This is a genomic window from Pseudomonas sp. PDM26 (genome assembly GCF_019219185.1).
Lineage (GTDB): Bacteria > Pseudomonadota > Gammaproteobacteria > Pseudomonadales > Pseudomonadaceae > Aquipseudomonas.
In genome coordinates, this window is the sequence record NZ_JAHUWC010000018.1 from 49,157 (window position 1) to 67,037 (window position 17,881).

The 17,881-nt window shown below is 62.0% G+C and carries 13 protein-coding genes and 1 pseudogene; all 14 read left to right on the top strand.

Translation table 11 applies throughout. From position 1 onward, the window contains the following. The 14 genes and pseudogenes from KW849_RS27875 to pseI all read left to right on the top strand — a co-directional run bounded on the left by KW849_RS27875 (nt 1) and on the right by pseI (nt 17,831). The gene (locus KW849_RS27875) at nt 1-3,594 is read left to right on the top strand and encodes a glycosyltransferase (protein WP_218432637.1); all 3,594 of its coding nucleotides are present in this window, start codon (nt 1-3) and stop codon (nt 3,592-3,594) included. A 278-nt stretch (nt 3,595-3,872) separates the two neighbouring features. Beyond that, nucleotides 3,873-4,646, top strand: coding sequence for a glucose-1-phosphate cytidylyltransferase (gene rfbF / locus KW849_RS27880; protein WP_108218616.1), 774 nt, complete (start codon nt 3,873-3,875; stop codon nt 4,644-4,646). Then, on the top strand, nt 4,628-5,710 hold the full coding sequence (rfbG, locus tag KW849_RS27885; RefSeq protein ID WP_218432639.1) for a CDP-glucose 4,6-dehydratase: 1,083 nt from the start codon (nt 4,628-4,630) through the stop codon (nt 5,708-5,710). Before rfbF ends, rfbG begins: the two co-directional genes overlap by 19 nt. Continuing rightward, the gene (locus tag KW849_RS27890) at nt 5,707-6,267 is read left to right on the top strand and encodes a dTDP-4-dehydrorhamnose 3,5-epimerase (RefSeq protein WP_218432641.1); all 561 of its coding nucleotides are present in this window, start codon (nt 5,707-5,709) and stop codon (nt 6,265-6,267) included. Before rfbG ends, KW849_RS27890 begins: the two co-directional genes overlap by 4 nt. Next, a complete protein-coding gene (locus KW849_RS27895; protein ID WP_218432642.1) occupies nt 6,264-7,490 on the top strand; it encodes a class I SAM-dependent methyltransferase in 1,227 nt (408 codons plus the stop codon). Before KW849_RS27890 ends, KW849_RS27895 begins: the two co-directional genes overlap by 4 nt. Beyond that, on the top strand, nt 7,487-8,608 hold the full coding sequence (locus tag KW849_RS27900) for a DegT/DnrJ/EryC1/StrS aminotransferase family protein (RefSeq protein WP_218432644.1): 1,122 nt from the start codon (nt 7,487-7,489) through the stop codon (nt 8,606-8,608). The genes KW849_RS27895 and KW849_RS27900 overlap by 4 nt, the downstream gene beginning before the upstream one ends. After that, nucleotides 8,605-9,270: an acetyltransferase gene (locus KW849_RS27905; protein WP_150724443.1), complete on the top strand. Its 666-nt coding sequence runs from the start codon at nt 8,605-8,607 to the stop codon at nt 9,268-9,270. The genes KW849_RS27900 and KW849_RS27905 overlap by 4 nt, the downstream gene beginning before the upstream one ends. 30 nt (nt 9,271-9,300) lie before the next feature. Beyond that, on the top strand, nt 9,301-10,029 hold the full coding sequence (locus KW849_RS27910; protein ID WP_218432646.1) for a cephalosporin hydroxylase family protein: 729 nt from the start codon (nt 9,301-9,303) through the stop codon (nt 10,027-10,029). A gap of 52 nt (nt 10,030-10,081) precedes the next feature. After that, nucleotides 10,082-13,006 carry a TIGR00180 family glycosyltransferase gene (locus KW849_RS27915; protein ID WP_218432653.1) on the top strand — a complete coding sequence of 975 codons (2,925 nt, stop codon included), beginning with the start codon at nt 10,082-10,084 and terminating at the stop codon, nt 13,004-13,006. 126 nt (nt 13,007-13,132) lie between these two features. Then, nucleotides 13,133-14,323 (top strand): UDP-4-amino-4,6-dideoxy-N-acetyl-beta-L-altrosamine transaminase, encoded by a 1,191-nt coding sequence (gene pseC, locus KW849_RS27920; RefSeq protein ID WP_218432655.1) that lies wholly within the window; start codon nt 13,133-13,135, stop codon nt 14,321-14,323. Between the two features lie 80 nt (nt 14,324-14,403). After that, a pseudogene (locus tag KW849_RS27925) lies at nt 14,404-14,580 on the top strand (pseudaminic acid biosynthesis-associated methylase); the annotation flags it as partial. Beyond that, entirely contained in the window at nt 14,577-15,284 is a 708-nt protein-coding gene (gene pseF, locus KW849_RS27930) for a pseudaminic acid cytidylyltransferase (RefSeq protein ID WP_218432659.1), read from the top strand. The pseudogene KW849_RS27925 and the gene pseF, both read left to right, overlap by 4 nt. Further along, nucleotides 15,281-16,786 (top strand): UDP-2,4-diacetamido-2,4,6-trideoxy-beta-L-altropyranose hydrolase, encoded by a 1,506-nt coding sequence (pseG, locus tag KW849_RS27935; RefSeq protein ID WP_218432661.1) that lies wholly within the window; start codon nt 15,281-15,283, stop codon nt 16,784-16,786. The genes pseF and pseG overlap by 4 nt, the downstream gene beginning before the upstream one ends. Then, a complete protein-coding gene (gene pseI, locus KW849_RS27940) occupies nt 16,779-17,831 on the top strand; it encodes a pseudaminic acid synthase (protein WP_218432663.1) in 1,053 nt (350 codons plus the stop codon). Before pseG ends, pseI begins: the two co-directional genes overlap by 8 nt. The last annotated feature ends 50 nt before the right edge of the window (nt 17,832-17,881 follow it).

The following is a 17,881-nucleotide window of genomic DNA, read 5'->3' on the forward strand; positions in this document are numbered from 1 at the left end:
GTGAATTCACTCCCGCTTGTCAGCCTGGTCATTCCCGCCTTCAATCCAAGCTTTTTCGGTCGTGCCTTGCACACGGCTGTGAACCAGAGCTATGGCAACCTGGAGATCATCGTTTGCGATGACAGTCGCGGTCACGAGATCGAAGACTTCGTGGCTTCGGTGGTCGAGCAGGGCGCGACCGTGCGCTATGTGCGTAACCCGCGCACCCTGGGGCTGGTGGGTAACCTGCAAGCCTGCCTGGAAGTGGCGCAAGGCGAGTACATCAAGTTTCTGTGTGATGACGACCAGTTGTTCTCGGCCTGCATCGAGCGTCAGGCCCAGGCGCTGATCGACTGCGCTGACGTCAATCTGGTCGTGGCCCAGCGCCTGCTGTGGGATGCCGACGACATGCCGCTGCCGTCGCGCCTGGAAAACACTCCGCTGTCCCCGGTGGGCGGAGTGTTCAAGGGCGAGGACCTGCTGGCGATCTTCGAAAACTTCCCGGTCAACATCCTCGGCGGCTTCAGCAACGCGATGTTCCGGCGGGCTGACGTGCTCGAGCTGTTCCCGGCACTGACGCAGCCCGGCCATTGCTTCGTCGCGACCCTCGATTTTGCCTTGTACGTCTGCCTGATGCGGCGCGGCAATCTGGCGGTGTCCAATCATGTGCTCGGCGTCGAGCGCCTGTACCCCGAGCGTCTGAGCAGCCAGCAGTCGATGAAAGACGCGGCCGAAACCGAGCGGCAATGGCTGTCGCAGATGCTCAAGGCGCGTGGCGGCGAATCTGCGCCGGCCCAGGGTTGGGTGCGCTATGTGCCACTGACGAAAGTGGACGAGTCACCGCGGGTTTGGGAAGAGTTGCCGCTGAGCAGGACCCTGGGCACCAAGCAGACCACCCAGGACTGGCATGTCGGCATCGCCAGTGTCAGTTTTGCGCAACTGTATGCCCAGTGGCTGGCGTGCCGCACGCTCACCGACGGTCAGCGCGAGTTGCTGGCGGATACATTGGAGGCTTGGCCAACCCGACCGAAAATCGTTCCGGTCATCATCGACGAGCAAGGCAGCCGTTCGGCGCTGGAGCTCACTCTGCAATCGCTGGCGGATCAGGATTACGCCCCTGAACTGACACTGGTGCTGTCGGCATCGTGCACAGAAGCGGTGCTGGATGAGCGAGTGTTCCGCTTGCCGTTGCAGGACGACTGGCAGCAGCAGATCAACGCCCTGTTGCCGCAACTGGAAGGCATTGGCTGGTTCTATCTGCTGCGCGCCGGTGATCGCCTGGTGGCGCCGGCCTTGCTGGTCATGGCTGAGCGGATTGCGTTGTCGCGCACGCTGACTTGCCTGTACAGCGACGAAGGTGGCTTGCATCAGGGTGAGTCGGCCGAACCTGCATTCAAGCCAGACTTCAATCTGGACCTGATGCGCAGCTATCCCTACGTGGGGCGAGCGCTGGCGTTCGAGCGCGAGCAATTCCTGGCGCTGGGTGGGTTCGATTCGGTGTACGGAGAACTGGCGCCTCACGATGTGATGTGGCGAATGGTCGAGAGTGCTGGTACGCACGTGGTCGGGCACATTTCGGAGGTACTGCTGGAGTCGGCGTTCGACCTGGCCAAATGGCTGTCGCTGCCGCAAGTGATGGACACCAATCCGCGGTTGCTCGAGGCGCACTTGCAGCGCCTGGGTGTCGCTCACGACATTCGTGAGGGCAGCTCGGCGCTGCTCAATCGAGTCGACTATCGGCATGCTGACCGGCCGCTGGTGTCGATCGTGATCGTCAGCAAGGACCAGACCCTGGCATTGCAACGTTGCGTCGAGAGTCTGCTGGAGAAAACGGCCTACGGCGAATACGAGTTGCTGTTGGTGGACAACGGCAGCGAGAGCGCCGAGGCGCTCGACTGGTTCACCGGCATGGCGCAATTGGGCAGTGAGCGGATCCGGGTGCTGCGCTGCGAGTTGCAGGGTAATGCGGCGGCGGTGCGCAATTTCGCCGCGCAGCAGGCCGCTGGCGACTACGTCCTGATGCTCAACCCCTACACGGTGATCACCCAGGGCGAATGGCTGGGTGAGCTGCTCAATCATGCACAACGTCCGGAAGTCGGCGTGGTAGGCGCCAAGCTGTTCAACCCCGATGGCCGCGTGCTGCATGCCGGCCTGATACTCGGATTGCAAGGGCCGGCCGGCGTGCCATTCCATGGTGAGACGCTGCACGCAGCGGGCTACATGTACCGCTTGCAGGTCGCTCACAATTTCAGTGCCGTCGGCGGCGATTGCCTGATGGTGCGCAAGTCTGTCTTTGATGCAGTCGGTGGCCTGGATGAGCAGGGCCTGGCGCAGTCCCTCAACGAAGTGGACCTGTGTTTGCGCGTCGGCCAGGAAGGTTATCTGGTCGTCTGGACGCCTCACGCGCAACTGGCCTTGGGCGCGCAGCCAGCGGTGGTTGCGCAAGAGGGTGACCAGGCCCGGAGCGAGCAGGAGCAGGAAGTTTTCTATAAACGCTGGCTGTCGATCGTGGCCCGTGATCCGGCCTACAACGCCAACCTGGCGCTGCAGGGTTTGGGTGGGGCGAGCTTCAGTCTCGAGCCCGGCCTGCGATCCGGTTGGAGTCCGTTTTCCAGGGCGCAACTACCGAAGGTTCTCGCGTTGCCGGTCAACGCATCTGCCATCGGCCACTACCGGGTCACTCAGCCGCTGATCGAACTGGAGGCCGCCGGCAGGGCGCACGGGCGGATTCATTACAACCTGCCGACCATCATCGAAGTCGAGCGTCATTCGCCTGACGTGATCATCCTGCAGGGGCGCTATTCCGAAGGTCCGATCAACGAAATCCCAAGCCTGCAAAAATACTCCAGCGCGCGCCGTATCTATGAGCTCGATGACTTCGTGATCAACGTTCCGCACCGCAATGCGCATATCCGCAATATGCCGGGCAAGGATGAAATGGAAAAACTGGTGCGGCGCGCCATCGGCATGTGCGATCGCGTGGTGGTCTCCACCGAGCCGCTGGGTAATGCGCTGTCGGACATGCATCACGACATTCGCGTGGTGCCCAACATGTTGGCGTCGCACTTGTGGACCGATCTGCGCAGCCAGCGCAGAACTTCGAAAAAGCCCCGGGTCGGTTGGGGCGGCGGCACCAGCCACCACGGTGACCTGGCGGTGATCGCCGATGTGGTTCGCGAACTGGCCAATGAAGTCGACTGGGTGTTCTTCGGTATGTGCCCGGACGATTTGCGCCCGTACATGCATGAGTTTCACGGGGTGATCGGGCTGGATGTGTACCCGGCCAAACTGGCCAGCCTGAACCTGGATCTGGCATTGGCGCCGTTGGAGTTCCACATCTTCAACGACTGCAAGAGCAACCTGCGCCTGCTGGAGTATGGCGCTTGCGGTTACCCGGTGATCTGCACCGAAACCCAAGCCTATCGCGGCTACCTGCCGTGCACCCGGATCAAGACCAACTCCACGGATGAATGGCTGCAAGCGATCCGCATGCACCTGGCCGATCCGGACGCCAGCTATCGCATGGGCGATGAGTTGCGCGAGATCGTGCTGCGTGACTACGTGCTGCGCGGCGACAACCTGCGCTACTGGGAAAACGGCTGGCTGGCGGACTGATCGTTCGCGCATCCTTCCCGACCAGGCAGGCGACGTTGAGTCGCCTGCCTTTTTTTGCCGCCAGATTTTGCAATCAGCGTTGAAGATGCCCGCTACGCATCGCCCGGCAACGGATTGAAAGAGCTGGCGCGTTTCCTGCAAGTCCCCCTCATATCGCCATAAAACGAGCACTTCCGGTGAGCCCGGTCGTGCCCTGAACGGCGGCAGGTTTAACCCGGATGGCCCGCAAAAGCTTGATACAGCTTGGCTGAGCCCTGTGACGAACAAGAGGGGAAGGGATGAAGGCAGTTATTTTGGCGGGTGGCCTGGGTACGCGGATCAGCGAAGAGTCGCACCTCAAGCCCAAGCCAATGATCGAGGTCGGCGGCAAGCCAATTCTCTGGCACATCATGAAACAGTACTCCGCTCACGGGATCCACGATTTCGTGATCTGCCTTGGCTACAAGGGCTATGCGATCAAGGACTTTTTCGCCAACTACTTTCTGCACACCTCCGACGTCACGTTCGACATGTGCAACAACCGCATGGATGTTCACCAGAACTACAGTGAGCCATGGCGCGTCACGCTGATCGACACCGGCGAAGAGACCATGACCGGTGGCCGTTTGCGCCGCGCCCGACGCTATCTCGAAGACGAACAGGCGTTCTGCTTTACCTACGGCGACGGCGTGTCGGACCTCAACATTGGCGCGTTGGTGGATTTCCATCTCCAGCACGGAAAACTGGCGACCGTCACCGCGGTACAGCCACCCGGCCGCTACGGCGCGCTCAATCGCGATGGCGACAAGGTCCTGGGTTTCACTGAAAAGCCTCGCGGTGATGGTGGCTGGATCAATGGCGGGTTCTTTGTCCTGTCGCCCAAGGTGCTGCCGTTGATCGACGGCGACGACACCTCGTGGGAGTCCGGTCCGCTGGATGGCCTGGCCGAGCGCGGCGAGCTCATGGCGTTCCAGCACGACGGTTTCTGGCAACCGATGGACACCCTGCGTGACAAGAACCACCTCGAGGCGTTGTGGCAGAGCGGGGAGGCCCCATGGAAGCAATGGGACTGAGCCCGCAATTCTGGCGCGGGAAGCGGGTGCTGGTCACCGGCCACACCGGTTTCAAGGGCAGTTGGCTGACGTTGTGGCTGCAAAACCTGGGTGCCGAAGTCAGCGGGTTTTCCCTCGACCCGTCCACCGAGCCGAGTCTGTTCGAACTGGCGCGGGTGCATGAAGGCATCAACGATCAGCGTGGCGACTTGCGTGACCTGGGCGCTTTGCTGGAGTTGATCGCCGAGACCCGGCCGGAAATTGTCCTGCACCTGGCGGCACAGCCGTTGGTGCGCGAAGGTTATCGCGACCCGTTGGGCACGTACTCCAGCAACGTCATGGGCACCTTCAACCTGCTCGAAGCGATCCGTCAGGTCGGCGGCGTGCGTGCCTGCGTGCTGGTGACCACCGACAAGGTCTACGCCAACCAGGAATGGCTGTGGCCGTACCGCGAAAACGAAGCGTTGGGCGGTCACGATCCCTACAGCAGCAGCAAGGCGTGCTGCGAGTTGTTGGCGCAATCCTATGCCGCCTCATTCTTTGCGCCTGAAAAGCATGCCGAGCATGGTCTGGCATTGGCCACGGCCCGTGCCGGCAACGTACTCGGTGGTGGCGATTTTGCCCCGGAGCGGTTGATTCCCGACGTGCTGCGGGCGTGGTCGGCGGATGAACCGGTGACCTTGCGCTATCCGCAGGCGGTACGCCCATGGCAGCACGCGCTGGAACCGCTGGCCGGCTATCTGCAGCTAGCTGGCGGTCTGTATGAGCAAGGCCCGCAATTCGCCGGGGCGTGGAATTTCGGTCCCGGCGAAGCGGACATGTGCAGCGTTGGTGAAGTGGTTGAACTGCTCGCCAGCCGCTGGCCACAAGCACGCGGGCTGCGCATCGAACCGAGCGATTTGCATGAGGCCGGCCTGCTGCGCCTGGACAGCAGCCGCGCCCGTCAACTGCTCGGCTGGCAACCGCGCTGGTCGTTGCAGCAGTGCCTGACCCAGACCCTGGATTGGCATCTGGCATGGCAGAACGGAGAGGACATGCGTGCCATCAGCCTGGCGCAATTGAACCTGTACCGAGGCGCGCTGTGAGTGAATTTCTGCTGAAGACATTGCCGCTGAACGGTTTGTTCTGCGTGCAGCACAAACGCTTCGAAGACGAGCGCGGGCACTTTTCCCGATTGTTTTGCGAGGGCAGCCTCAGTGCGTTTGGACAGGCGTTTCATATCCGCCAGATCAATCATTCCTGCACCCGCGAACGCGGCAGTGTGCGTGGTCTGCATTACCAGAATGCCCGTGCGCCGGAAGCCAAATTGATCACCTGCCTGCGCGGTGAAGTCTGGGATGTCGCGGTGGATTTGCGTCCCGACTCCGAGACCTTCCTGCACTGGCACGCCGAACACCTGCGTGCCGGCGATGGCCGCAGCCTGTTGATTCCGGCCGGCTTCGCCCACGGCTTCCAGACCCTGAGCGCCGACGCCGAGCTGCTTTACCTGCACAGCAACGACTACACGCCGGAACACGAAGGTGGTTTGTCGGTGCTCGATCCACGGCTGGCGATTGCCTGGCCGCTGCCTGTCAATAATCTGTCGGTGCGCGATGCCAGTCATCCAGCGCTCGATGAACATTTCGCCGGAGTGCGTCTATGAACTGCCGTGGTTGCGCCACTGCGCTGACCCTGCCGCTGATCGACCTGGGCACCTCGCCGCCGTCCAACGCCTACGTGCGTGGCGACCAGCTGGAGCAGGCTGAACAATGGGTGCCGCTGAAGGTTGCCGTGTGCCAGCAATGCTGGCTGGTGCAAACCGAGGATTACACCAGCGCCGACAGCCTGTTCGATGCCGAGTACGCCTATTTCAGTTCGTTCTCCAGCACCTGGCTGGCCCATGCCGAGCGTTATGTGGCCGAGATGGTCGAGCGCTTCGGCCTGAGTGCCGACAGCCGCGTGGTGGAAGTGGCGGCCAACGATGGCTACCTGTTGCAGTACGTGGCCGGGCGCGGCATCCCTTGCCTGGGCGTCGAGCCGACCCGCAGCACCGCGCAAGCGGCACGGGAAAAGGGTCTGGAGATTCGTGAAGTGTTTTTCGGTCGCGACACCGCCGCGCAGCTGAAAAGCGAAGGCTGGGGCGCTGACCTGATGGCCGCCAACAACGTGCTGGCGCATGTGCCGGACATCAACGATTTCCTCGGTGGTTTCGCGACCCTGCTCAAACCGACCGGCGTGGCGACTTTCGAGTTCCCGCAGCTGCTGACCCTGATGGCCGGCCAGCAGTTCGACACGCTGTACCACGAGCATTATTCCTACCTGTCGCTGACCGCTGTACAGACTTTGTGCGAGCGCAATGGCCTGCAAGTGTTCGACGTCAGCCAGCTCTCGACCCATGGCGGTTCGTTGCGGGTGTTCGTGCAGCGGCTGGACGGCGAGCGTCGCGACGTGCAACCGGCGGTCCGGCAACAGCTGCAGGCCGAACTCGCCGCCGGGGTGAAAACCCCCGGGTTCTACGCGACCCTGGCGCCCGCCGCCGAGCGCATCAAGCATGACCTGCTGCGCTTCCTGTTGCAGGCCAGGGCCGATGGCAAACGCGTGGTCGGCTACGGCGCCGCCGCCAAGGGCAACACCTTGCTCAACTACGCCGGGGTCAAGCCGGACCTGCTGGCCTGGGTGGCCGATGCCAACCCGCACAAGCAAGGCAAGTACCTGCCCGGCAGCCGCATTCCGATCGTGTCGCCGGCGCGGATCGACATCGAGAAGCCGGACTACGTGCTGGTACTGCCGTGGAACCTGCTGGATGAGATCACCCAGGCCTTTGCCGGCATTCGTGCATGGGACGGTCGTTTTGTCATTGCCATTCCCGAGTTGATCATTCGATGAGCCGAATTCATTACACCAAACCCAGTGTCGGTGAGCTTGAAGCTGACTATGTACTCGATGCTGTCCGCCATGGTTGGGGAGCGCGCTGCTACGAGTACCTGACACGCTTCGAAAAGTCCTTTGCCGAGCACGTGGGTGCGAGGTACGCGATTGCCACGTCCAGTTGTACCGGTGCGCTGCACATGGGCATGGCGGCGCTGGGCATTGGTGCCGGCGATGAGGTGATCCTGGCCGATACCAACTGGATCGCCTCGGCCGCGCCCATCACCTATCTGGGCGCGACGCCGGTGTTCGTCGACGTGCTGGCCGACAGCTGGTGCCTCGACCCACAGCAGGTTCGCCAGGCTATCACCCCACGAACCAAAGCGATTCTGGCGGTGCACCTCTACGGCAATCTCTGCGACATGGATGCGTTGCTGGCCATCGGTCGCGAGTTTGGCCTGCCGGTCATCGAAGACGCCGCCGAGGCGATCGGCTCGCAATGGCGCGGTCAGGCCGCCGGTTCGTTGGGCGCGTTCGGCGCGTTTTCCTTTCATGGCACCAAGACCATGACCACGGGCGAAGGCGGCATCTTCGTGACGTCGGACAAGGCCCTGTATGACCGCGTACTGACCCTGTCCAACCATGGCCGGGTGGCCGGCAGCAGCAAACAGTTCTGGCCGGATTTCCTCGGTTTCAAATACAAGATGAGCAACCTGCAAGCCGCCGTCGGTTGCGCACAGGTTGAGCGGATCGACGAGTTGATCGAACGCAAGCGCGCGATTTTCGCCCACTACGCCGAGGCGCTGGCGTCGTTGCCAGGCTTGTCCATGAATCCTGAGCCCGAACACGCGCGCAACGGTTACTGGATGCCTACCGTGGTCTTTGATCGCGAGCTGGGGATCACGCGGGACATGTTGATCGCCGCCTTCCAGACCGCCGATATCGACGCCCGGGTGTTCTTCTGGCCGCTGTCGTCCTTGCCGATGTTCAGCGAACTGACGGCCGACTCACCCGTGGCGCATGCGCTGCCGGAGCGCGCGATCAATCTGCCGAGTTACCACGACATGACCGATGACGATCAGCACCGGGTCATCGAGGTGCTGCGCGCGCTGGTACTCAAAAGGACCCGGCTATGAAGGTTTACCTGCTGGGGGCGGCCAATCCTGAAGCGGTACGGATGATCCTCACCCTGCAACGCAGCCAGCCGGACGTGCAATTCGCCTTTCTCGATAACGATCCGGCGAAACAAGGCACGCTGTTTCATGGCGTGCCGGTGGTGGGTGGCACCGACAAGGTGGCCGAGCTGAAAGGCCCCGACACACGCTTTGTCAATTTGATCACTGGCAGCACGGCGCTGCGTTACCGGACCACCTGCGAGATCGTCGAGGCCGGCGGCACCCTGGGCAACTTCATCCACCCGGGCATCGATCTGACGATGATCACCATGGGCGTCGGCACCTATCTGCAAGAGGGCGTGATCATGCAGGCGCAAGTCAGCCTGGGTGACAACACCAGTATCAGCGCCGGCAGCGTCGTCGGGCATGAAGGGCAGGTCGGCCATTCGGTTTTCATGGCGCCGGGTGTCTGTATCGCCGGTTGTGTCGAGATCGGTGACGGCACCTTTATCGGCACCAACGCCACGATCCTGCCGCGATTGCGCATCGGTCGTTGGGTCACCATCGGTGCGGGTGCCGTGGTGACCAGAGACGTTCCAGACTATGCGGTTGTGGTGGGCAGCCCCGCCAGGACCATCAAGACCAATCCAGCTTCCTTTCAAGACGGTCGGGTTTTCAAGTAACCACCGCGACTAATTTCCGGAGAGTCTGTAATGAATCCTCATGAGCAGTTTCGTGAAGAAGTAAAAGAGAACATCGAAGGCCTGCAACAGGACAAAGCCTTGCAAGCCACGTCGCTGGATTGGGTTGGCACGACCGCCAGACATAAGTACACCTACAACTTCAGCTGGATGGGCCGCCCGATCATTCAGTTCCCCCAGGACATGGTCGCCATGCAGGAGATCATCTGGGCGCTGCGGCCGGACATCATCGTCGAGACCGGTATCGCCCACGGCGGCTCGCTGGTGTTTTACGCCTCGATGCTGGAGCTGATCGGCCACGGCGAAGTGCTGGGTGTCGACATCGATATCCGCCAGCACAACCGTGAGGCAATCGAAGCGCACCCGATGAGCAAGCGGATCCGGATGATCCAGGGTTCGAGTATCGATCCGGTGATCGTCGAGCAGGTTCGCCAGCGTATCGAAGGCAAGAAAGTGCTGGTGGTCCTGGACTCCAACCACACCCACGAGCACGTGCTGGAAGAACTGCGGGCCTATGCGCCGATGACCTCGGTGGGCAGCTACTGCGTGGTGATGGATACCGTGGTGGAAGACATGCCCGAAGACGCCTTCCCGGACCGCCCGTGGGGCAAGGGCGACAACCCGAAAACCGCGGTATGGGCCTACCTGGAAGAAAACCGCGATTTTGAAATCGACCCGGCCATTCACAGCAAGCTGCTGATCACCGTCGCGCCGGATGGCTATTTGCGTCGCGTGCGGTAATCGACAAGACATCGTTGGGTTTTTTCGGCGATACGCCGTTGTGGGGAAAGGTATGCAAGGCAAGAACAATTCTGGACACGGGTTGGCACTCAACGAACAGTTGACCGTGGTGCTGATGTCTCACGAGCGGCCGGCATTTTTGCGCCGGGCGGCACGTTTCTACAGTGGCTTGCCTTGCAGGATTCTGGTGCTGGACTCTTCGGCCGAAGGCCAGCCAAGCCTGGCAGGTCAGTATGAAAATGTGGATTACCAGCATGTCCCGCAGTTTGGCTACTGGGGCGTTCGCGCCAAGCTGGCCTTTGGCGTGGAGCAAGTGACCACTCCGTTCATGGTGTTCGCCGCCGACGATGACTTCCATGTGCATGACGCCCTGCGCGCAGCCGTGGCGTTCATGGAGGTCAATCCCGACTACGGCCTGTGCCACGGCTACAGCATGATGTACCTGTCGCAACCCAACAGTGTCAGCTACTTCCGGCGTGACAAGAAGGTCTGCGAAGACTATTCGTCCGAACACGCCGAGGAGCGTGTGCTCGATTACATGCACCAGTACCTGCCGCCTTTCTATGCCGTACAGCGCACCGACCTGGTACGTGACTGGTATCAGGTAATGCCTCAGGATACGTCCTTCCAATGGCAGGAAATCGGTCACACGTACTACATGCTGGCGCGGGGCAAGGCGCGGATTCTGCCGATCCCGTATGTCGTGCGTGAAATGAACTACGGGTATTCGGACCACAACACCGAGATCTTCCACACCCTGGCCCATGCCGATGCCAAGTCGGTCGCCGAACGCGAGGCCTTTGCCGCGTTCCTCTTCGGGCTGCCGACTCAAGTTCAAAACGAAGACCCGGAGCAAGGCCAGCAGTTCGCGCTGCAAAGCTTTGAAGCCCTGGCCGATAGCTTGCGCACCGGTCGCGCACTGACCACCGAGCTTATTTTCGAGTCCGCCTGGACGAGCGTCGAGAAAGGCCCGGAGCGTCGTTTCGGCCCCAAGCAATACGTCGAAATGCCGTTCTACAATCAGCCGTTTTTCGATCAGCTGAGCCAGTTCGAATTCCTGTTGCATGCCATGCCGGCCGGTCGCGTTCAATTGGCTGGCCTGGAGGGTATCTGGACCCGTCAGCAGAGCTTGATGCTGGCGCATAACAATGACACGCCGGAAAGTGTGGTCGACCGTTTGTGGCAGGCCCACGACAGCAACGTGTTCAATCGCGCGGTGGTCAAGCATCTGGTGGCTCAGCTGGAACTGCTGGGCGAAGACGAAGAGGCGCAGACCCTGCGCGATTGGGCTGCACGTCTTGAGGCCGTGTCGGTCGAGGGCAATGGTGCGACGTTCGACAAGATGCTCTCCGGTCGATTGCTCAAGTGGCTTGCACCCCGTCAGCCCGATGCCCATGAGACCGAGTTGATCGTCCAGCACTTGGCGGCCAACGGCGGTGGCCCACAGTTCGGGATTTTCCTGCTGGACCTGGATAACGATATCGACAAGCTGCAGGTCAGCCTCGACAGCCTGCTCGAAGGTCACAGCAAGGCGTTCAAGATCGTGGTCTTCACCACCGGTGAAGCACCGGCGGCGACCACGGCACAGAACACCCTGCACTTTGTCCGGGTGACCCAAAGCAACTACGTCGACAAACTGAACCAGAGCGCGCGTCAGTCGACCTGCGATTGGTTGCTGCTGGCCGAGGCCGGCGATGAGTTCACCGCCGGTGGCCTGTTGCGCGCCAGCCTGGAACTGCTGTCTGCCGCGGAGTGCCGCGCCGTCGCCACCGACGAAATCCAGCGCACTGCAGAAGGCGCTCTGGTGGACGTGTTCCGCCCTGGCTTCAATCTTGATTTGCTGCAAAGCCTGCCGGCCCTGATGGCGCGTCACTGGCTGATCCGGCGGGAAGTGTTCCTTGAAGTCGGCGGCTACCAGCCTGACTTCAGCAAGGCCCTGGAATTCGACCTGCTGCTGCGCATCATCGAGCACGGCGGCCTCAACGGGCTGGCCCACCTGGACGAACCCTTGCTGATCAGTCGGGCACCGGTACTGGAAGAAAACGCCGATGAGCGCCTGGCGTTGCTGCGCCACTTGGGCAATCGTGGCTACAAGGCCAAGATCACGTCGGCAGTACCGGGCACCTGGCAGGTTGATTACCGCCACACCGAGCGCCCGCTGGTGTCGATCATATTGCCGGCCGGGGACGACCTGGCGGCGCTGCAACAGTGCCTGCAAGCTGTGTTGCTGCGTACCCGCTACATCCAGTACGAAGTGCTGATCGCACTCAACCCGAATCAGTCGGCCGAGGTCAATGACTGGCTCGGTACTTACCAGCATCCGAAAGTCAGCGTGCTGCGTGCCGACCAGACCCTGAGCGAGGTGGCGTTGTACAACGCGGCCAGCCAGCAGGCGCAGGGTGAGTACCTGGTGCTGTTGGCCGCCGACAGTGAAGTGGTCAACCCGAACTGGCTTGAGTCGCTGCTCAATCACGCCCAGCGTCCGGAAGTCGGCGTGGTCGGTCCCAAATTGGTCGACCGCGACGGCAAGGTCACCCAGGCCGGCCTGATTCTCGGCATGAACGGTGATGTGGGCTCAGCCTTTGTCGGGGAAAAACACGACGCCGAAGGTTACTTGCACCGGTTGGCGCTGGAGCAGAACTACTCGGCGGTGTCGAAGGTGTGCCTGATGGTGCGTAAAGCGTTGTTCGACGAGCTGGACGGTCTCGATAGCGTGACCTTCGCCGACGGCTTGAGCGACGTCGACCTGTGCCTGCGGGCCGGACAGGCCGGTTACCTCACCGTGTGGACGCCGCTGGTACAGGTCATTCATTCGGGGGAAGTACCACAGGTGCCGCAGGCCCTCGATGCGCTGCGTGACAAGTGGGCGTCAGCCTTTGCCCAGGACCAGGCCTATAACGCCAATCTGGCCTTGAGCGGCAAAGGTTTTGCCCTTGGCGAAAGTGCTTCGGTGAACTGGGCACAGATGCTCGGCTAGGCCCGGCGAAAAGGTATAAGGGATTCAAGGCATGTTCAACGGTAATTCGATTTTCATCGCAGGCCGGAGCGGTTCGTTCGGGCGTCAGATCATCCGGGGCGCGCTGGTGCGTGTCTGGTTGCCAGCATGATTCCTTACGCTCGGCAAAGCCTCGATCAGGCGGACATCGATGCCGTGGTCGGCGTATTGCAGTCTGACTGGCTGACCCAGGGGCCGACCATCGAGCGCTTCGAGCGCGCGATGGCCGAACGCTGCGAGGCCGGTTTTGCCGTGGCGGTGTGCAATGCCACGGCGGCCCTGCACATCGCTTGCCTGGCGGCGGGGCTTGGCCCGGGCGATTGGCTGTGGACGACACCGAACACCTTTCTCGCCTCGGCAAACTGTGGTCGCTACTGCGGTGCCGAGGTGGATTTTGTCGATATCGACCCGCTGACCTGGAACCTCGATGCCGCTGCGCTGGCCATCAAGCTGGAGCGGGCCGAGCGTGAAGGCCGGTTGCCGAAAGTCCTGGTGGCCGTGGCGTTCTCGGGGCAGAGCTGCGACATGCGCAGGATTGCCGCACTGGCCAGGCGCTATGGCATAACGGTGATCGAAGACGCGGCCCATGCCGCCGGTGCGTCCTATGCCGGGCGCCCGGTGGGGTGTGGCGAGTTTGCTGCGATGACCGTGTTCAGCTTTCATCCGGTGAAGATCATCACCAGTGCCGAGGGCGGTATGGTGATGACCAATAGCCCGGAATTCGCCGAGCGTTTGCAACGCTTGCGCAGCCACGGCATGACCCGGGATCCGCAGCAAATGACCGGACCCAGCCACGGCCCCTGGTACTACCAGCAGGTGGAGCTGGGTTTCAACTACCGCATTACCGACCTGCAGGCGGCCCTCGGTTTGTCGCAGTTGAACAAACTCGATGAGTTCATCGAGCGTCGGCGTGAACTGGCGGCGCGGTATGAGCGCTTGCTGGCGTATCTGCCGCTGACCCTGCCCAGTGCGCAGCCTGAGGCCGAGTCGTCATGGCATCTGTATGTGGTGCGCCTGCAACTCGATCAGATCAATCTCACGCATCGTGAGGTGTTCGAGGGCTTGCGGGCCGCCGGGGTCGGGGTGAACCTGCACTACATTCCCGTACATTTGCAGCCTTACTATCGTGATCTCGGGTTCGCCGAAGGTGATTTTCCGCAGGCCGAGCGTTACTACGCCGAAGCCATCAGCCTGCCGTTGTACCCGTTGCTCAGTGATGAAGAACAGGACTATGTGGTCGAGCAGATGCGGCAGCTGATCGAAATAATCCAGCCATTGCGGCGGGTGGGAAATGTGTGATGCGTGAACTGACCGAGCAGGAAATATTCTGGCAGGGCGAATTCGGCAATCGGTACGTTGAGCGCAATGTCGGACAGCCGCCGGTCGAAGCCCCATATCGCGGCAACAGCGGCAAGTTGTTCAAACGCGATTTTGCCGGTGAAATGCTCGATCGCTACGACGACCTGCACCTGGTCGACTACGGTTTTGACTACCACCGCGATCGGCAATTCCCGGTGGATGACATCACCTGGTTTGTCCTGGAAAAACGCCGTTGAACAACGTCGCCATCATCCCGGCCCGCGGTGGCAGCAAACGCATACCCCGCAAGAACCTCAAGCCGTTCGCCGGTGTACCGATGATTGCCCGCTCGATTCAGGTCGCGATGGAGTCCGGGTTGTTTTCCCGGATCGTGGTCAGCACCGACGACGAAGAAATCGCCGGACTGGCGCGGGACTGTGGCGCCCAGGTGCCCTTCATGCGCCCGGCGGCACTGGCCGACGACTTCACGGGCACCGCCGCGGTGATCGCCCATGCCCTGCAAGCATTGCGTGAACAGGGTGACGAGTTTGCTCGCGCCTGCTGCATCTACGCGACCGCGCCGTTGTTGCAAACACGATTTCTGGTCCAGGGACTGAGGCTGCTGGAACGGCATCCCGACAAGTCCTTCGCCTTCTCGGTGTGCGACTTCGGTTTCCCGGTTCAGCGAGCCCTGACCCTTGATGATCGCGGTGCATTGACGGCACTGTATCCGCAGTATCGTGACACCCGCTCCCAGGATTTGTCGGTCTCCTACCAGGATGCCGGGCAGTTCTACTGGGGCCGCAGCGACGCTTGGCTGCGTGGCGAGGTGTTGTATTCACCCAGCAGCCTGCCGGTCCTCCTGCCGCGTCATCTGGTGCAGGACATCGACACACCGCAGGACTGGACACGCGCGGAGTACCTGTATGCCGCGCTGAAAGCCGGAGGTGAACTGCAATGAGGGTGCTGATTCGCTCTGACGCCTCGCCGACCATCGGCAGCGGCCACATCGCGCGTTGCCTGTGCCTGGCTCGCGTATTGCGCCGGCAGGGCAGCCATGTGGCTTTCGCCTGTCGTCTGTTACCGGGGCATCGACTGGAGGCATTGCGGGCCGAAGGTTTCGAAACCTTCGCGCTGCCCGAGCGCTACAACGACGAAGACCCGCGGCAAGCCATCGAATCCATGCTGCCATGGCAGGCGGACATCGCCGCGCTCGAGCCGCTGCTGGAACACCAGCCGGCGTTCGACTGGATCATTGTCGACCACTACGGCCTCGATCATCACTGGCAGACGGCTGCGCGGCGCTTTGCGCCATGGATTGCCGTGGTGGATGACCTTGCCACGCGGACCTACAGCGCCGACTTGCTGTTGAACCAGAATCTTTCGGGCACGCCAGAGGCTTATACCTCGCTGCTGGCGCCGGGCTGCCGCACATTGTTCGGTCCAAGGTTTGCCATGTTGCGCGACGAGTTTCGTTGCCCGGCCATCGAAATCAAACCCCAGGCCCGGCGTGTGCTGGTGAACTTCGGTGGTTTTGACGCGGCCATGCAGACCTATCATGCAATGCTGGCGCTGGCGGACTTAGCCGAGCTGGAAGTCGATTTTGTCGCCGGTGCGGGTAATCCGGCCTGGGCGCAGATGCAGGCGTTGGCGGCCAGTCGCCCGCATTGGCGCCTGCACAGTTTTGTCAGCGACTTCTATCGATTGATGACCGAAGCCGACCTGTTTGTCGGGGCGGGTGGCGGCACCAGTTGGGAGCGGGCGGCCATGGGGCTGCCGACGATTTGCATCGCCGTATCGAACAACCAGCAGGCCAACGGCGAGGTCATGGCGGCCGCGGGCGCCCATGTGTTCATGGGGGCTCGCGAGCATGTCAGTGTCGAGCAGCTGCGCCTGGCCATTGGCTTTGTCGCGGGTAACCAGGGTTTGCGCCAGAGCCTGGCACAGCGGTCGCGACAACTTGTCGATGGCCGGGGTGCGCAGCGGGTAGCGGTGGCGCTGGCCGGTGCGGTGCTGAGGATGCGCCCGGCGACCCTGGGTGATGCGCAGTTGTTGTTCGACGGGCGCAACACCGAGGCCGTGCGCCGCTGGTCGCTGGAGACCGGCGTGATCGAATGGCCTGCGCATCAGAACTGGCTGGCCACGAGCCTGAACAATCCCCGGCGGCTGCTGTTGATTGCCGAGGCCGATGACGGTCCGGTCGGTGTGCTGCGTTATGACCTGCGTGGCTTTACCGCCCAGGTGTCGATTTATCTGTTCGAAGGCCGGTTCGGCCTGGGCTGGGGCAGGGCGCTGCTGGCCCGTGGGGAAACCTTTGTGAAGGCCCACTGGCCGGAACTTCAGTCGCTCACCGCCCAGGTGTTGCCCGCTAACCAGCCGTCGCTGAAGGTCTTTCGCGAAGCCGGTTTTACCCCGAGTGCCTGCGCGTTCACGCGCGTATTGAAGGATCACGCAGATGACTAGCTTCAAGATTGGCGAGCGCCTGATCGGTGCCGATGTGCCGCCTTTCATCATTGCCGAGATGAGCGGCAACCATAACCAGTCCCTGGACATGGCACTGCAAATCGTCGAGGCCGCGGCCAAGGCCGGTGCCCATGCATTGAAGCTGCAGACCTACACCGCCGACACCATGACCCTGGACCTGGCCGAAGGCGAGTTTTTCATCAAGGACCCGAATAGCCTGTGGGCCGGTACTTCGTTGTACGCGTTGTACGAGAAGGCCCATACGCCCTGGGAATGGCATGCGCCGATTTTCGCGCGCGCCAGGGAACTGGGCCTGCTGGCGTTCTCCACGCCATTCGATGAGACCGCCGTGGACTTTCTCGAAAGCCTCGACGTGCCGGCCTACAAGATCGCCAGTTTCGAAAACACCGATTTGCCGCTGATACGCCGGGCGGCCGCGACGGGCAAGCCGCTGATCATTTCCACCGGCATGGCCAGCATCGCCGAGCTCGATGAAACCGTGCGTGCCGCCCGCGAAGCCGGGTGCAAGGACCTGGTGCTGCTCAAATGCACCAGCACCTATCCGGCATCTCCCGCGAACAGCAATGTGCGCACGATCGCGCATTTGCGGGAATTGTTCGATTGCCAGGTGGGGCTGTCCGACCACTCCATGGGCGTCGGTGTCTCCGTGGCGGCGGTGGCACTGGGTGCAACGGTGGTGGAAAAGCATTTCACCCTCGAGCGTGCGGCCGGTGGCGTCGACGCCAGTTTCTCTCTGGAGCCCTCGGAGCTGGCCAGCCTGGTGATCGAAACCGAACGCGCCTGGCAAGCCATGGGGCACGTGCATTACGGCGTCACCGAGGCGGAACGCCAATCCCTGGTATACCGTCGATCGCTGTATGTCACCCAGGATATGAAGGCCGGCGAGCCCTTCAATGCGACAAATCTGCGAGCCATCCGTCCGGGTCTCGGGCTGGCGCCCAAGCATGCGCAAAGCCTCCTGGAACGCCGTGCCCGTCAGGCTATCAAGCGTGGAACACCACTGGACTGGTCGTTGGTCGAATGACCCATTGCCGGACTGATTCGGCAAAATAGCGTGACCTGCGAGTCATAACG

Excerpts from the sequence above, each read along its gene's own strand:
- pseC (WP_218432655.1), top strand. The coding sequence starts at position 13,133 with ATGATTCCTTACGCTCGGCAAAGCCTCGATCAGGCGGACATCGATGCC.
- KW849_RS27895 (WP_218432642.1), top strand. The coding sequence starts at position 6,264 with ATGAACTGCCGTGGTTGCGCCACTGCGCTGACCCTGCCGCTGATCGAC.
- rfbG (WP_218432639.1), top strand. The coding sequence starts at position 4,628 with ATGGAAGCAATGGGACTGAGCCCGCAATTCTGGCGCGGGAAGCGGGTG.
- KW849_RS27915 (WP_218432653.1), top strand. The coding sequence starts at position 10,082 with ATGCAAGGCAAGAACAATTCTGGACACGGGTTGGCACTCAACGAACAG.
- rfbF (WP_108218616.1), top strand. The coding sequence starts at position 3,873 with ATGAAGGCAGTTATTTTGGCGGGTGGCCTGGGTACGCGGATCAGCGAA.
- KW849_RS27900 (WP_218432644.1), top strand. The coding sequence starts at position 7,487 with ATGAGCCGAATTCATTACACCAAACCCAGTGTCGGTGAGCTTGAAGCT.
- KW849_RS27905 (WP_150724443.1), top strand. The coding sequence starts at position 8,605 with ATGAAGGTTTACCTGCTGGGGGCGGCCAATCCTGAAGCGGTACGGATG.
- pseI (WP_218432663.1), top strand. The coding sequence starts at position 16,779 with ATGACTAGCTTCAAGATTGGCGAGCGCCTGATCGGTGCCGATGTGCCG.
- pseG (WP_218432661.1), top strand. The coding sequence starts at position 15,281 with ATGAGGGTGCTGATTCGCTCTGACGCCTCGCCGACCATCGGCAGCGGC.
- KW849_RS27910 (WP_218432646.1), top strand. The coding sequence starts at position 9,301 with ATGAATCCTCATGAGCAGTTTCGTGAAGAAGTAAAAGAGAACATCGAA.